14 protein-coding genes are annotated in these 13,999 nt (G+C 68.0%); 7 read left to right on the top strand and 7 right to left on the bottom strand.

The features are described 5' to 3' along the window. Nucleotides 1-99 precede the first annotated feature (99 nt). Entirely contained in the window at nucleotides 100-1,080 is a 981-nt protein-coding gene (locus tag ACE026_RS02960) for an FAD:protein FMN transferase (protein ID WP_486037730.1), read from the top strand. Beyond that, a complete protein-coding gene (locus ACE026_RS02965) occupies nucleotides 1,077-2,690 on the top strand; it encodes a sulfite reductase subunit alpha (protein ID WP_486037732.1) in 1,614 nt (537 codons plus the stop codon). The genes ACE026_RS02960 and ACE026_RS02965 overlap by 4 nt, the downstream gene beginning before the upstream one ends. A 17-nt stretch (nucleotides 2,691-2,707) precedes the next feature. Here the strand turns inward: ACE026_RS02965 and ACE026_RS02970 are convergent, their stop codons facing one another. The 4 genes from ACE026_RS02970 to ACE026_RS02985 all read right to left on the bottom strand — a co-directional run bounded on the left by ACE026_RS02970 (nucleotide 2,708) and on the right by ACE026_RS02985 (nucleotide 5,836). After that, nucleotides 2,708-3,319, bottom strand: coding sequence for a HutD/Ves family protein (locus ACE026_RS02970; RefSeq protein ID WP_486037734.1), 612 nt, complete (start codon nucleotides 3,317-3,319; stop codon nucleotides 2,708-2,710). A 37-nt stretch (nucleotides 3,320-3,356) separates the two neighbouring features. Beyond that, nucleotides 3,357-4,064 carry a murein L,D-transpeptidase catalytic domain family protein gene (locus ACE026_RS02975; RefSeq protein WP_486037736.1) on the bottom strand — a complete coding sequence of 236 codons (708 nt, stop codon included), beginning with the start codon at nucleotides 4,062-4,064 and terminating at the stop codon, nucleotides 3,357-3,359. Nucleotides 4,065-4,091: 27 nt separating this feature from the next. Further along, nucleotides 4,092-5,153 (bottom strand): L,D-transpeptidase, encoded by a 1,062-nt coding sequence (locus ACE026_RS02980; protein ID WP_486037738.1) that lies wholly within the window; start codon nucleotides 5,151-5,153, stop codon nucleotides 4,092-4,094. Nucleotides 5,154-5,560: 407 nt separating this feature from the next. Next, nucleotides 5,561-5,836 carry a ComEA family DNA-binding protein gene (locus ACE026_RS02985; protein ID WP_486037777.1) on the bottom strand — a complete coding sequence of 92 codons (276 nt, stop codon included), beginning with the start codon at nucleotides 5,834-5,836 and terminating at the stop codon, nucleotides 5,561-5,563. Nucleotides 5,837-6,089: 253 nt separating this feature from the next. Here ACE026_RS02985 and ACE026_RS02990 point away from each other — a divergent pair, with 253 nt between their 5' ends. From ACE026_RS02990 to murU, 4 genes are read left to right on the top strand one after another with little or no spacing between them, the layout of a single operon-like run. Beyond that, nucleotides 6,090-7,583: a M20 family metallopeptidase gene (locus ACE026_RS02990; protein WP_486037740.1), complete on the top strand. Its 1,494-nt coding sequence runs from the start codon at nucleotides 6,090-6,092 to the stop codon at nucleotides 7,581-7,583. 60 nt (nucleotides 7,584-7,643) lie between these two features. Then, nucleotides 7,644-7,913, top strand: a complete 270-nt coding sequence (locus ACE026_RS02995) for a GlsB/YeaQ/YmgE family stress response membrane protein (protein WP_019185648.1) — start codon at nucleotides 7,644-7,646, stop codon at nucleotides 7,911-7,913. A 58-nt stretch (nucleotides 7,914-7,971) separates the two neighbouring features. Beyond that, entirely contained in the window at nucleotides 7,972-8,997 is a 1,026-nt protein-coding gene (locus ACE026_RS03000) for an aminoglycoside phosphotransferase family protein (RefSeq protein ID WP_486037742.1), read from the top strand. Further along, the gene (gene murU / locus ACE026_RS03005; RefSeq protein ID WP_486037744.1) at nucleotides 8,994-9,698 is read left to right on the top strand and encodes an N-acetylmuramate alpha-1-phosphate uridylyltransferase MurU; all 705 of its coding nucleotides are present in this window, start codon (nucleotides 8,994-8,996) and stop codon (nucleotides 9,696-9,698) included. Before ACE026_RS03000 ends, murU begins: the two co-directional genes overlap by 4 nt. A 132-nt stretch (nucleotides 9,699-9,830) precedes the next feature. Here the strand turns inward: murU and hda are convergent, their stop codons facing one another. From hda to ACE026_RS03020, 3 genes are read right to left on the bottom strand one after another with little or no spacing between them, the layout of a single operon-like run. Then, nucleotides 9,831-10,541, bottom strand: a complete 711-nt coding sequence (hda, locus tag ACE026_RS03010) for a DnaA regulatory inactivator Hda (RefSeq protein WP_486037745.1) — start codon at nucleotides 10,539-10,541, stop codon at nucleotides 9,831-9,833. Beyond that, nucleotides 10,538-11,710 carry an AI-2E family transporter gene (locus ACE026_RS03015; RefSeq protein WP_486037746.1) on the bottom strand — a complete coding sequence of 391 codons (1,173 nt, stop codon included), beginning with the start codon at nucleotides 11,708-11,710 and terminating at the stop codon, nucleotides 10,538-10,540. Before ACE026_RS03015 ends, hda begins: the two co-directional genes overlap by 4 nt. Next, a complete protein-coding gene (locus tag ACE026_RS03020; protein ID WP_486037747.1) occupies nucleotides 11,707-12,831 on the bottom strand; it encodes a DUF2066 domain-containing protein in 1,125 nt (374 codons plus the stop codon). Before ACE026_RS03020 ends, ACE026_RS03015 begins: the two co-directional genes overlap by 4 nt. A gap of 138 nt (nucleotides 12,832-12,969) precedes the next feature. Between ACE026_RS03020 and purM the strand changes: the two genes are divergently transcribed. Further along, nucleotides 12,970-13,995, top strand: coding sequence for a phosphoribosylformylglycinamidine cyclo-ligase (gene purM / locus ACE026_RS03025; protein WP_486037778.1), 1,026 nt, complete (start codon nucleotides 12,970-12,972; stop codon nucleotides 13,993-13,995). Nucleotides 13,996-13,999 lie beyond the last annotated feature (4 nt).

The raw sequence follows: 13,999 nt of genomic DNA on the forward strand, positions 1-13,999 counted from the left end.
CCCCCCGTCCACCTCACCCCGCCCCCGTCACCACGACGGGGGCTTTTCACCCGACGCAGTCCGGCCATCGGGCTTCCTGGTCCCGACGTGCCCATCCCCATGAACAACCCGGATCTCGACATCGCCAGCCTCGGCGGCCACACCATGGGCACCACCTGGCAGGTAAAGCTGGCCGTGGCGCGCAGCCGCGACCTGCACCCGCTGCACGCCGGCATCCAGGCGCAGCTGGACGCCATCGTGGCGCAGATGAGCACGTGGGAAGCCGACAGCGATATCGCGCGCTTCAACCGTGCGCCCGCGGGTGAATGGCAGGCGCTACCGCCGTTGTTCGACACCGTGATGCAGTGCGCGCTGGCCATCGCACAGCGCAGCGGCGGCGCCTTCGATCCGACCATCGGCCCGTTGGTGGCCTTGTGGGGATTTGGCGCACAGGCGCAGGCCCGGCGCATTCCCGATGCGGCCGCCCTCGCCGCCACCGGTGCGCGGTGTGGCTGGGAACGGCTGCAGTGGCAGCCCGGTCGCTTGCTGCAACCCGGTGGGCTGGCGCTGGATCTGTCGGCGATTGCCAAGGGATTTGGGGTCGATCAGGTCAGCACGTGGCTGCGCGGGAACGGGGTGCACGCCGCGCTGGTGGAGGTCGGCGGCGAGCTGCACGGCTTTGGCCTCAAGCCCGATGGCCAGCCGTGGCGCGTGCTGGTGGAATCCGCGCCGGAAGACGATGCACAGGCAGAGCATCCGCCGCGCGTGCTCGCGCTGAGAGATCGGGCGGTGGCCACCTCCGGTGATCGCTGGCATCACTTCGAACAGAGCGGCGAGCAGTTCAGCCACACGCTGGATCCGCGCACCGGTGCACCGGTCACGCGCGCTGCGGCCGCGGTCACCGTGGTCGCCGACAGTGCCATGCAGGCCGATGCCTGGGCCACTGCGTTGACGGTGATGGGCCCCGACGAGGGCATGGCATTTGCGCGCAGCCATGCACTGGCCGCCCGCGTTGTCAGCCGGGGTGCGCACGGTATCGAGGAACACATGAGTCCCGCATTCGAGCACCTGCTCGCCGACGACCGCGTGGGCGCGGCATGAGTCTGCGTCCTTCCCGTGCATGGCTGGGCAACCTGGCGGTCATGCTGTTGCTGGCGGTCATCGCCTGGGCGCTGCTGCGCCTGCATCTGGGTGACGCGTGGTGGCAAAGCCCACCCCTGGCCTCGCAGTGGCGCTGGGCCGCCGGCAGCCTGCTGGGCTATGCCGCGCTGTGCGCGCTGATCGGGTGGCGCGGGCGCGCGCGCGAAGACCACGTGGCCGACAACGGACCCGCACCGATCCTGCTGGTGTGGGCGAGCCAGACCGGCTTCGCGCAGCAGCTGTGCGAACGCAGTGCGCAGGCGTTGCGCGCTGCCGGCCTGCCGGTCCGCCTCCGCGCGCTGCATGCGGTAACGGCCGAGCTTCTGCAGCGCAGCGGGCAGGTGCTGTTCGTGGTCAGCACCACCGGCGAAGGCGATGCACCGGATCATGCCCTGCCCTTCCTGCGCAAGGTGATGCCACAGGCGCTCGCATTGCCACAGCTGCAGTACGGCGTGCTGGCGCTGGGGGATCGCAGCTACGGGCATTTCTGCGCGTTTGGCCACCAGCTGGATGCGTGGCTGCGCCAGCACGGTGCGCACCCGCTGTTCGATACCGTCGAAGTGGACAATGCCGATCCCGGCGCACTGCGCCACTGGCAGCAACTGCTCGGCCAGCTCGGCGGTGAAGCGACCGAACTGCCGGACTGGGCCCCGGCCGAGTATCTGCCGTGGCAACTGCAGGCGCGGCATCTGGAAAACCCGGGCAGCCCGGGCGCACCGACGTACCGCATCACGCTGGTGCCTTCCGGCGGCGTGCTGCCGGCGTGGCAGGCCGGCGACGTAGTCGAGATCGGGCCGCAGCATTCGCCGGCCGAGGTCGAGGCCTGGCTGCGCGATACGCCCTGGGAGGGCGATGCGGACATCGATGGACAGCCACTGCGTGCGCATCTGGCGCGAGCGCATCTGCCCAGTGACGGGGAACTCCCGACGTTTGCCGACGCAGACGCACTGGTCGCCGCGTTGCGTCCGCTGCCGCACCGCGAGTACTCCATCGCCAGCTTGCCTGCCGAAGGCCAGGTGCAGTTGCTGCTGCGCCGGCAGCTGCGTCCTGATGGCACCCCGGGGCTGGGCAGTGGTTGGCTCTGCGATCACGCCGCGCTCGAGGGCCGCATCGATCTGCGCTTCCGCAGCAACCCGAACTTCCACGGTGTGCCTGCGGCAACGCCGCTGATCCTGATCGGCAACGGCACCGGCATCGCCGGCCTGCGCGCGCACCTGCGCGAGCGCATCAGCGCCGGCGCGCGCCGCAACTGGCTGCTGTTCGGCGAGCGTACGGCCGCGCACGATTTCTTCTTCGGCGACGACCTGCGCGCCTGGCAGCGCGACGGCTGGATCGCGCGTCTGGATACGGTGTTCAGTCGCGACGGTGGCGAACACCATTACGTGCAGGACCGGCTGCAGGCTCAGATCCACACGCTGCAGCAGTGGGTGCACGACGGTGCCACGATCCTGGTCTGCGGCAGCCTGCAGGGCATGGCGCCGGCGGTGGATGCGGTGATCGAGCAGGCACTTGGCCGCGACGGCAAAGAAGCCTTGATCGTGGCCGGTCGATACCGACGCGACGTGTACTGAGGGTTGCCTGCAGGCCCTCAGGCGTTGCAGCCACCGGCAGTGACACGGATCGCCAGCAACTCGCCACCGCCGTGCAACGCAAACCGACGGCGCTCACCCGCGGCCAACCAGGCGGTATCACCGGCGGCCAGCGGCGCCAGCGACGGCTCGCCTTCAAACTCGGCCTGGCCGGCAAGCAGATGAATCGCCCACGCCGCCTCGGGTTCGGTGAAGAAGAACATGCTGCCGACCAGCGGCCGGTGCAGCAGCTCGGCCTGCACGGCATCGCGCCGCCACATCAGATTGAAATCGTGGGTCACCCCGTCGATCAACTCGCCGGTCACCTGCGCCTCGCCCGCAAACCGCAGGCGGTCATGCGGCGGCATCAGCGTATGCAGCGCGCCATCGGCGAAACGCAACCGCAGGCCTTCGCCACGCAGCAGCACCAGTTCGCGGTCGATGCCGGGAAAGGCCGAGAACGCGGCGTCCTGCTCGATCTCGGCGATCGACAGGCGCACCTGCCAGTCGTCGTTGTCGGGCAGGCGCAGGATCTCGCGGGTCCAGCCCAGACCGTTGCGCCAGCGTTCGCGGCGATATTCGAAGGAGGCAATGACGCGGCTGGCCGCGCTCAGGACGGTATCGGTCGACATGGCGCTAGTGTGCCTGAGCCGACGCAGCAGAGCTGCCTCAGGACACGCCGCCGCAATCGGGTTCCAGCAGGCGCGAACGCGCCAGCCAGTCCTTGTCGGGGTAGTACGCAAACACCATGGTGCCGCCGCGCAGACTGTCGATCAGTGGCCGCGCCACGGACAGCCGCACGGCGGGGCACCCCAGGCTGCGGCCCAGGCGCCCCTGCAGGCGCGCGATCGCGGGATTCACGTAGGGCGCGCCGTGGATGACGATGGCGCGGTCGCGGGCATGGTCGTTGAAGCCCGGCTCCAGCCCTTCCAGGCGCAGCGAATAGCCGTTGCCACCCATGTAGGTTTCCTTGGCGGTGAACGCGCCCAGGCTGGACATGAAGCTGCCGTCCTTGTTGGAGAAATGCTGGGTGCGGTTGTCGCCGCTGTTGCGCCCATGCGCGACCCACTCTTCGAACAGCAGCCGCTGGCGGGTCAGATCGAAAATCCACATGCGCGGTTCGGTCGACGGCCGCGAGTAATCGATCACGCTCAACTTGCCCGGGGCGACGCCGAGCTCCGGCCGGCGCAACGCACAGCGCATCGCGCGGGCCGCCAGCTGCAATACGTGTTTGTCCGCGGCCGGCGCGGCCTTGGAGAGCATCTCGGCCATCTGCACAGGACTCGCCTCCGGGGCCGGCGCAGGGCTGGCCGCGCCCGCGGTGGCGGATGCGATCAGGCCGCAGAACGCGGCGGGCAGCAATTTCACAACGGGCATGGGCAGCACACCAACCGGGGGCATCCCTTACAACGTGGACCCGCCGGCGTCGGATTCCAAGACGGGCTGCAGGTTCTGTTCATCGGCCACCGGGCGAACCGCGGGCAGGCTGGTCACCAGCAGCGTGGTGCCGGGCACCAGCACGCCGTACAGCTGTTCGGCGAATTCCGGCGGCAGGGCCATCGGCAGGCTCGGCGTGGCAAGCAGGTCCGGGGTGGCATTGGCGGCGGTCTGGCCCAGCAGCGGGTAGGCGGTCCAGCGGTGCAGCGGGCGGTGCGGGTCCAGCGGGCTGGGGTTGTCCTGGTAGCCTTGGCCCATCACGAACAACGTGGTGCCCTCGAACGCCGGCAAGGCCTTGGCCTCCAACCGCGACTCGCCGATCAGCACGCCATCGCGCAGCACATACAGGCGTTGATCATGCAGGCTGACCAGGATGCCGACCTGGCCGGCCGGTGCAGCCGCATCATTCCAATAGTGCGCGGGCGCGTCGGTGCTCTCCACCAGCGGCGTGCCGGTGCTGCTGACCGGCGCCAGCACGGCCGGATAGGCCAGCGTCATCGGCGCGCTCTTGGCGTCGGCCACCACCACGGTATCGCCACGGTGGGTTTCGCCAAACAGCTTCTGCGCGAACGCCTGTGGCAACCGCACGCAGCCGTGCGAGGCCGGATGCCCGGGCAGGCTGCCGCCGTGCAGCGCGATGCCGTCCCAGGTCAGGCGCTGCATGTAGGGCATCGGCGCGCTGTTGTAGAGGTTGGATTTGTGGTCCTTGTCCTTCTGCAGGATCGTGAACACACCCGTCGGGGTTTCATGCCCGGTCTTGCCCGAGCTGATCGTGCTCATGCCGATCGCGATGCCGTTGCGGTACACGTAGGCGCGCTGCTCATCGAGGCTGACCACCAGCACGATCGGGCCGGCCGGGGAGATTTCCGGATGCCAGAGGAATTCACCGGGCTTGAGATCGGTCGGGCCACGCGGGGCGTCGGTCGTCTTGTTGGCCGTCGGCGCACTGTTGGCGGCCGTGGCGGGAAGCATCCCGGTCGCCAGCAGCGTCCCGAGGGCCAGACTCAACAGCGTGCTGCGTACTGCCATGTCGTGCATCCATTCGAAGAGATGCCGCCACGCTACACGAAGTGCCTGCATGCGTTCGCGAAAAACACGCGCAGCCCTGCTGCCGGTTTTCGTGCGCCTCAAAAAATAATTGCCCGGCCACACATCCTGTGCAGACCGGGCAATCGATACATCCTTGTCGGCATCCCGCCTTCCCCCTGTGCATCCTGCCCAGTCTGGGTGCCGGCCATGCATCCTGCACTCGGCCGTATATGCTTCCGCCATCTCAGCCCTTCCCGGGGTCTGGATGCCACCGTCCTGGTGGGTCCGCGCCAATCCTTCCGCGCCGCTTCCGTGCGTGCTGCTTCCTGCAGCTGTCGGTGCCGCCGCGGCATCCTGCCGTGGCGACCAGTGACCGGCGTCCTGCCTGTCCCGACCTGTCCTGTTGTTCAGCGCCTTGGTACGGAGGCCGGCGCTGCCCTCCTGGGCGGTGCCTCGGCCGGCGCCTTCCTGGCCCCGGTCGTCATCCGTTGTCGATTCCGTTCGACGGTAGCTGTCCCTATCCCCTTCACCCGCGCCAGATCCTCGACGTGTTCGAAGGGTCCGTGTTGTCGCCGGTACGCGACGATCGCTTCGGCCTTCACGGGCCCCACGTTCGCCAATCCCTGCTGCAGCGTCGACGCGTCCGCCGTATTGATGTTGATCCGATCGGCCGCGAAGGCCATTCCGCTCAACAGCAGTCCCAGCACCAGCGCCCTGCACGAAAACCAAGGTCCCACTGTGTAACTCCTTGTGGCTCGGAACCGGCCCCTGCCGGCAATCCTGTCGAAGGTTCCAGCGTCCCTCGCCACATACACACAGCCTATCGTCCACGGCACCTTCACACAGCAGGCCTAACACCCGACGTGGTGTAGGGAAATACCTACCCCAGTGCAGGCGTAGAATGGCGGCACTTGTCAAAAGCACTCCGGAGTTCAGATGGACAGCGCCAAGCTCGGCCAATTCGTCAGTGAAAAGTGGGACAACGAAATCGTCCCGCAATTGGTCGATTACATCCGTATCCCCAACAAATCGCCGATGTTCGACGCCGATTGGGTCGCCAACGGCTACATGGAACAGGCCGTCACCCTGATGGAAACCTGGGCCAAGGCGCAGAACCTGCCCGGCCTGACCGTCGAGGTCGTGCGGCTGGAAGGCCGCACCCCGCTGCTGCTGCTGGAAATTCCGGCCTCCGGCGCCGAGACCGGCGACGACACCATCCTGCTCTACGGCCACCTGGACAAGCAGCCGGAAATGACCGGTTGGGACGACGACCTGGGCCCGTGGATTCCGGTGCTGCGCGGCGACAAGCTGTACGGCCGCGGCGGCGCCGATGACGGCTATGCGATGTTCGGTTCGCTGGCCGCCGTGCTGGCGTTGCAGGAACAGGGCCTGCCGCACGCGCGCTGCGTGATCCTGATCGAAGCCTGCGAAGAATCCGGCAGCTACGACCTGCCCGCCTATGTCGACCACCTGGCCGACCGCATCGGCAAGCCGTCGCTGGTGGTGTGCCTGGATTCGGGCTGCGCCAACTACGACCAGCTGTGGTGCACCACCTCGCTGCGCGGCCTGACCGGCGGCAACTTCTCGGTCAAGGTGCTCAACGAAGGCGTGCACTCCGGCGACGCCTCCGGCGTGATCCCGTCCAGCTTCCGCCTGCTGCGCCAGCTGATCTCGCGCATCGAGGACGAGAACACCGGCCGCATCCTGATCGACGGCATGAATGTCGAGATCCCGGCCGAGCGCCAGGAGCAGGCCAAGCGTGCTGCTGAAGTGGTGGACACCGCGATCTTCGAGAAATTCCCGATGGTCGACGGCCTGCGCCCGATGAACGACGATCTGGCCGAACTGGTGCTCAACCGCACCTGGCGCCCGGCGCTGTCGGTCACCGGTGTGGACGGCCTGCCGCCGCTGGCCTCGGCCGGCAACGTGCTGCGCCCGCATACCGCGGTGAAGCTGTCGCTGCGCCTGCCCCCGACCGCTGACGGCAAAGCCTGCGGCGAGCTGCTCAAAGAAGCCCTGCTGCGCGATCCGCCGAACGGTGCGGAAGTGAAGCTGGACCTGGAGAAGGCCTCCAGCGGCTGGAATGCCCCGGCGATGGCGCCGTGGCTGACCCAGGCGATCGACGACGCCAGCCAGACCTTCTTCGGCAAGCCGGCGATGTACATGGGCGAAGGCGGCTCGATCCCGTTCATGGGCATGCTGGGCGAGAAGTTCCCGGGCGCGCAGTTCATGATCACCGGCGTGCTCGGCCCCCACTCCAATGCACACGGCCCGAACGAGTTCCTGCACATCCCGATGGGCAAGCGCGTGACCTCCTGCGTGTCCAAGGTGATCAGCGAGCACTACGCCGCCAGCCTGCGCGGCGAGACCAGCGGCTCGCCGGTCGCCGCCGACAGCGGCACCCGTCACGGCGGTCACGGCTGCTGCTGACGTTGGCGGACGCAGCCTGGCCTTGCTAGGCTGCGTCCACCTTCTACTGACGTCTCTGGCATGAACGGACTGTTTGGCAGCACCAGCTGGCTCTACATCATCCTGGTCGGCTTCGTCGTCGGTCTGCTCGGGCGCTTCTTCATGCCCGGCAACAACCGCATGGGCTGTCTGCTGACCATCGTGCTCGGCATCGTCGGTGCCCTGCTGGCCGGCTGGTTCGGCCAGTACATGGGCTGGTATGCCCGCGGCGAGCCCGCCGGGTTCATCGGCGCGATCCTCGGTGCGGTCGCAGTCCTGGCCGTGCTCCGGCTGTTCAGCAGCAAGCGCTGAGCATCCCCCTGCTTTTATTTCCCGCGCGCCGTCCGGCGCCGCTTCGACGTACCCGTCCATGAACGATCCTGCTTCCGATCCGCTGCGCGCCGAACATCGCCGGCAGTGGACCTGCGCCGCCCTCGGCGACCCGGCCACCGCGCTCGACCGTGCCTCGGTCGATGCCGGTTTCCGCAGCTACTGGCGCGCCACCAGCGCGCGCGGCAGCCACATCGTGATGGATTCCCCGCCCGGGCTGGAGGATGTGCGGCCGTGGCTGCGCATGCACGACCTGCTCGAGCCCCATGGCGTACGCGTGCCGCAGGTGCTGGCGCGCGATGAAGACAAGGGCTTCCTGCTGCTGGAAGACCTGGGCGGCCCGACCTTGGCCCGTCATATCGACAACGACAATGCTGACGCCTGGTTCGACGCGGCGTTCGCGCAGCTGATCCGGCTGCAGTCGATCCCGGTGCCCGAGGGCATGGGCAGTTTCGGCGAAGCGCTGCTGCAGCGCGATGCCGGGCTGTTCGACGAATGGTTCCTGCAACGTCACCTCGGCCTGGAACTGGACTGTGGGGAGATCGAGAACCTGCAGCGCATGCACCGCCTGCTGATGGACAACGCACTGCAGCAGCCGCAGGTGCTGACCCACCGCGATTTCATGCCGCGCAACCTGATGCCCATCGAGGGTGGGCCGGCGGTGCTGGATTTCCAGGACCTGGTGCGTGGGCCGATCGCCTACGACCCGGTCAGCCTGTTCAAGGATGCGTTCCTGAGTTGGCCGATCGAGCGCGTGGACGCGTGGTTGGCGCGCTATCACGCGCTCGCCCTGGCCGCCGGTCTGCCGGTGCGGCCGTGGCCGCAGTTCCTGCGCGACGCGGACTGGATGGGCGTGCAGCGCCACCTCAAGATCCTCGGCCTGTTCGTGCGCCTGCGCGACCGCGACGGCAAGGGGCACTACTTCGAGGATGCGCCGCGTTTCATCCGCTATCTGGATGAAGTGCTGCCGCGCCATCCCGCGCTGGCCCCACTGCACGATCTGTTCGAGCTGCGCATCAAGCCGGCCTTGGCCCGCATCGCCGAACCGGTCCTGGCCCGCCCATGAAGGCGATGATTTTCTCGGCCGGCAAAGGCGAGCGCATGCGCCCGCTGACCCTGCACACGCCCAAGCCACTGCTGGTGGCCGGGGGCAAACCGCTGATCGTGTGGCATCTGGAACGTCTGGCCGCGGCCGGCATCGATGAGGTGGTGATCAACACCGCCTGGCTCGGGGATCAGTTCGCGCCTGCGCTCGGCGACGGTGCGCGCTGGGGGCTGCGCCTGCACTTCGTCGACGAAGGCGCGGTGCCGCTGGAAACCGGCGGCGGCATTCTCAACGCGCTGCCGATCCTTGGCGATGCACCGTTCCTGGTGATCAACGGCGATGTGTGGACGGATCTCGATCTCGCCACGCTGCCGCGCACACCCGCTGGCGATGCGCATCTGGTGATGGTCGACAACCCTGCGCAGCACCCGCGCGGCGATTTCATCCTGCACGCCGATGGCCGGGTCAGCGATGACGGCGACAGCGCGCGGTTCACCTATGCCGGTGTGGGTGTGTACCGCCCGGCGATCATCAACGATTGGCGCGCGGTGATCGGCGAAACCGCCGGTGCCAGCGAGACACCGCCACAGTTCGGCCTCACCCCGCTGCTGCGGCATGCGATGGCGCAGGGCCGCGTGACCGGCCAGCATCATGCGGGTAGATGGACCGATGTGGGCACACCGGAACGGCTGGCGCAGCTGGATGCGGAACTGAACGCCTGACGCCGCCGAGGTAGCGCCACGCCATGCGTGGCTGAGGCAACGATGAGCCGGCACCCGATGCATCCACGCATGGCCTGGATCTACAGTCCGTTTCCGGATGCATGGCCTGCGTTTCAAGACCTGTGCACCCGCTTACAACAGGTGCGGGCCGTCTTCCAACACCTGGCGCAGGAACGGCACGGTGATGCGGCGCTGTGCCGCCAGTGATTCGCGATCCAGCCAATCCAACAGACTGACTAGGCTGCCCAGCTCGCGACCGGTACGGGTCAGCAACCATTCGATCGCCGCTTCATCGATCGCCAGCCCACGGCGTGCCGCCCGCTCGCGCAGTACCGCCGCGCGGCCTTCATCATCCAGCGGCTGCAGCACCACGCGCACGCACTGCTGCAGGCGTGAGCGCAGGTCAGGCAACACCAGCCCAAGCTGATCCGGCGCGTGCTGCGCGGTGTACAGCAGGGTGATTCCCGCCGCGCGCGCACGGTTGTGGAAATCGAACAGCGCCACTTCGTCTTCGCGCTGCCCGGCCACGGCATCCAGCCCATCCAGCGCGACCAGGTCGCGGCCTTCCAGCGATTCCAGCGCAGCGCGCGTACGCCCCACCACCGCCTTCAGCGGCAGGTAGGTCGGCTGACGGCCGGCCTGTTCGGCCAGCGAGCACATCGCCAGCGCCTGATGGGTCTTGCCGGTGCCCGGCGCGCCTTCCAGGTACACCCAGTCCTGCGCGGCGCCCACGGCAATGGCGCGCAGCTGCGCCAGCGCGCCATCCGGCGCACCGATGAAGGTCTCCAACCGCTCGTCCTGCGGGTAGCGCAGGGCAAGCGGCAACTGCGGAACGACACTCACTGCGCGTCCGGCCCCTTCGGGGTGCCGACGATCACGATCTCGGTCTTGTCCACATACGCGTCCAGCACGATCGCCGACTTCTCACCGGCGTACAGATCGCTCTGGCGATAACGCTGATGCGCATAACGCAGCAGCACGTTGCTGACCGCCGCCACCGGCAGCGCCAGCAGCATGCCGAGGAAGCCGAACAGCTGGCCACCGGCCATCACCGCGAAGATCACCGCCACCGGGTGCAGGCCGATCTTGTCGCCAACGATGCGCGGGGTCAGCACGTAGCTTTCCAGCAGCTGGCCCACGGTGAACACGACGCCGACCAGGATCAGCAGCTTCAGATCGAAGCCCTGTGCCTGCACCAGCGCCGCCGCGACCGCCATGACGATGCCGGTGGTCGCGCCGAGGTAGGGAATGAAGCTGATCAGGCCAGCCACCAGGCCGATCAACAGGCCCAGCTTCAGGCCAACCAGCGACAGGCCGGCGGCGTACACCACGCCCAGCGCGATCATCACCAGGAACTGGCCGCGGATGAACGCACCGAGCACTTCGTCCGACTCACGCGCCAGCTTGGTGATGGTGCCGACATGGTTGCGCGGAATCATCGAGGCCACGCGCTCGACCAGCTTGTCCCAGTCGCGCAGGAAGTAGAACGCCAGGATCGGCAACAGCAGGATGTTGACCACCCAGGTCACCATCGTGAACCCCGAGCGCTGCACGTAGCCGAAGAAGGTCTTGGCGAAGCCGCCGGCCTGCTGCCAATGGCTGCGTACCCATTCGATCAAGCGGTCCGGGTCCATCCACTGCATGATCTCCAGCCCGGTTTTCTGCTCGAACCACGGGATGCCTTTTTCCATCAGCCACTGCTGTGCCTGCGGGATCGCCGCCACCAGGGTAGCGACCTGGCGCTCGATCATCGGCACCAGGATCAGCAGCGCGGCGGTGATCACCAGGATCATCGCCACGAATACCAGCACCACGCCGGTGTTGCGCGAGCGGCCGGTAGCCTCGATCCGGTCGACCAGTGGGTCACCCAGCCACGCCAACGCCAGGGCCAGCACGAACGGGGTCAGGATCGGGCCGAGCAGCCAGATCACCCAGCCGGCGGCGAGCGCCACCAGGACGTATTTCAACCGCCTGAGGAACTGCGCGATTTCCGCTTCGGGGGTGAGGATCATCGCAGGCGGTACTCGTTGCTGGCGGGCGGCGGCGGGGCCGAGGGGGTGGTTTCATCGATCGGCACCGGCAGTGCCAGCGGCGCGGTCGGCGCGATCACGCCGTTGTCGCCGAGCATGCGGTTCAGGCCGGCCAGGCCGGTGGTCAGTTCCAGCGACAGCTCCAGGCGATCGCCCGAGGCGCGCACCGGGGTGACGTTGCGGACCACGGCAGTCTCGCGCAGGCCGGCGGCCAGGCGCATGTAATCTTCGGCACTGTTCAGGCCCAGCACCACGATCGTGTAGGTCCCGGCGGCGCCGGTGGCGGCCCCGGCCTTGGCGTACCGGCGCACCAGTGCATCCGCGGCGCCGTCGGCACCGCTGGCCATCGCGCGGCGGGCGTCGCTGTCCTTGGTGGTCCACTTGTTCAGTTCTTTGCCGCCATCAACGAAGACCCAGTCCGCCACCCAGCCGCTGCCATCGCGGTAGAGCTTGCCGATCAGCTGCATCGGCGGGGCATAGCGCGCGGAGGCACGCGCCACGGCGGCCGTGTCCTGGCGCCAGATCGCGCCAACCAGTGCCTGCTCGGCGGCGCTGCCCGAAGGCAGGCCCAGCTTGTAGCCGCGCTCGATGGCGCGGTTGAGCAGCGGGCGGGCCGCATTGGCCTGCTGGACGGTCACCAGGCGCGGGCCGGAGCCATCATCGATGGCCAGCCAGATCACCGGCTTCGGGCGGGGCTGCGGCCACAGCGGCAGGCCCAGGGCCGAAATCAGCCCATCGACGTCATCCTCGCGGAAGCGCGCCACCAGGATGGTGCGGTAGCTCGGCGCGCCACCGGCCGAGGTGCTCTGGTCCTGGCGGTAGTCATAGCTGGCCACGTAATCCTTGGCATTGCGCAGGGCCTGCATCACGCCGGGGCGGCTCATCACGCTGCGGTCGCCCGAGAGTTTGGCCAGCACATTGCCCAGCGCCCGGGACAGGGCACCGTTGCGGTCCGAATCGGCCTGGCTGTTGACCGGGACCTCGGCCTCGTAAGCGCTACTGGCACTGGCCACATCGCCTTCGGTGCGCAGGCCGCTCTGGGCCATCGAGGCCACCGGCAGGCACAACGCGAGGAACATCATGAAAAAGAGGCTGCGGCGCATCAGGACTTCCATTGAGCGTATCCGGGGGGAATTGTTGCCCGAATAGGGCCTGCGCGCCAACGTGGCCTGTTAAAATCGCGCTTTCACCCCAGCGCAGCGCCGACGCCCGTGACCAATTCCCCGTCCAACCCCTCTCCCCTGACCTACCGCGACGCCGGTGTCGATATCGACGCGGGCAATGAGCTGGTCGAGCGCATCAAGCCGCTGGTGAAGCGCAGTTTCCGCCCGGAAGTCATGGGCGGGCTGGGTGGCTTCGGCGCCCTGTTCGACCTCTCCAACAAGTACCGCGAGCCGGTCCTGGTTTCGGGTACGGACGGCGTGGGCACCAAACTGAAGCTCGCACAACAGCTGGGCCGCCACGACACGATCGGCATCGATCTGGTCGCCATGTGCGTGAACGACGTGCTGGTCCAGGGTGCCGAGCCACTGTTCTTCCTGGATTATTTCGCCACCGGCAAGCTGGACATCGACACCGCCGCGGCGGTCGTGGGCGGCATCGCCAACGGCTGCACCGAGGCCGGTTGCGCGCTGATCGGCGGTGAAACCGCTGAAATGCCCGACATGTATGCCCCGGGCGAATACGACCTGGCCGGCTTCACCGTCGCCGGCGTCGAGAAGAGCGAAATGAAGGACGGCGCCAGCGTGGCCGCCGGCGACGTGCTGATCGGCATCGCCTCCTCCGGCCCGCATTCCAACGGCTACTCGCTGGTGCGCCGCATCTACGACCGCGCCGGTCAGCCGGCCGATCTGGAGCTGGACGGCGGGGTCAAGCTGGTCGATGCGCTGATGGCGCCGACCCGCCTGTACGTCAAGCCGATCCTGGCGCTGCTCAAGACCCACGGCGCGGCGATCCACGGCATGGCCCACATCACCGGTGGCGGCCTGACCGAGAACATCATCCGCGTGGTGCCCGACGGCCTGGGCCTGGACATCAAGGCCGACGCCTGGACCCTGCCGCCGGTGTTCCAGTGGCTGCAGAAGGAAGGCGCCGTGGCCGACAGCGAGATGTGGCGCACCTTCAACTGCGGCATCGGCTTCGTGCTGATCGTGGCCGCCAGCGAAGCCGCCTCGGTCGGTGCCGCGGTGGCTGCACAGGGCCTGGAACACTGGACGATCGGTGAAGTGACCCGCGCCGACGGCGCCGAACGCGTCAAGATCGGTTAAGCCA

The organism is Stenotrophomonas sp. AGC87, assembly GCF_057333975.1.

Excerpts from the sequence above, each read along its gene's own strand:
- ACE026_RS02960 (WP_486037730.1), top strand. The coding sequence starts at position 100 with ATGAACAACCCGGATCTCGACATCGCCAGCCTCGGCGGCCACACCATG.
- ACE026_RS02965 (WP_486037732.1), top strand. The coding sequence starts at position 1,077 with ATGAGTCTGCGTCCTTCCCGTGCATGGCTGGGCAACCTGGCGGTCATG.
- ACE026_RS02970 (WP_486037734.1), bottom strand. The coding sequence starts at position 3,319 with ATGTCGACCGATACCGTCCTGAGCGCGGCCAGCCGCGTCATTGCCTCC.
- ACE026_RS02975 (WP_486037736.1), bottom strand. The coding sequence starts at position 4,064 with ATGCCCGTTGTGAAATTGCTGCCCGCCGCGTTCTGCGGCCTGATCGCA.
- ACE026_RS02980 (WP_486037738.1), bottom strand. The coding sequence starts at position 5,153 with ATGGCAGTACGCAGCACGCTGTTGAGTCTGGCCCTCGGGACGCTGCTG.
- ACE026_RS02985 (WP_486037777.1), bottom strand. The coding sequence starts at position 5,836 with ATGGCCTTCGCGGCCGATCGGATCAACATCAATACGGCGGACGCGTCG.
- ACE026_RS02990 (WP_486037740.1), top strand. The coding sequence starts at position 6,090 with ATGGACAGCGCCAAGCTCGGCCAATTCGTCAGTGAAAAGTGGGACAAC.
- ACE026_RS02995 (WP_019185648.1), top strand. The coding sequence starts at position 7,644 with ATGAACGGACTGTTTGGCAGCACCAGCTGGCTCTACATCATCCTGGTC.
- ACE026_RS03000 (WP_486037742.1), top strand. The coding sequence starts at position 7,972 with ATGAACGATCCTGCTTCCGATCCGCTGCGCGCCGAACATCGCCGGCAG.
- murU (WP_486037744.1), top strand. The coding sequence starts at position 8,994 with ATGAAGGCGATGATTTTCTCGGCCGGCAAAGGCGAGCGCATGCGCCCG.
- ACE026_RS03015 (WP_486037746.1), bottom strand. The coding sequence starts at position 11,710 with ATGATCCTCACCCCCGAAGCGGAAATCGCGCAGTTCCTCAGGCGGTTG.
- ACE026_RS03020 (WP_486037747.1), bottom strand. The coding sequence starts at position 12,831 with ATGCGCCGCAGCCTCTTTTTCATGATGTTCCTCGCGTTGTGCCTGCCG.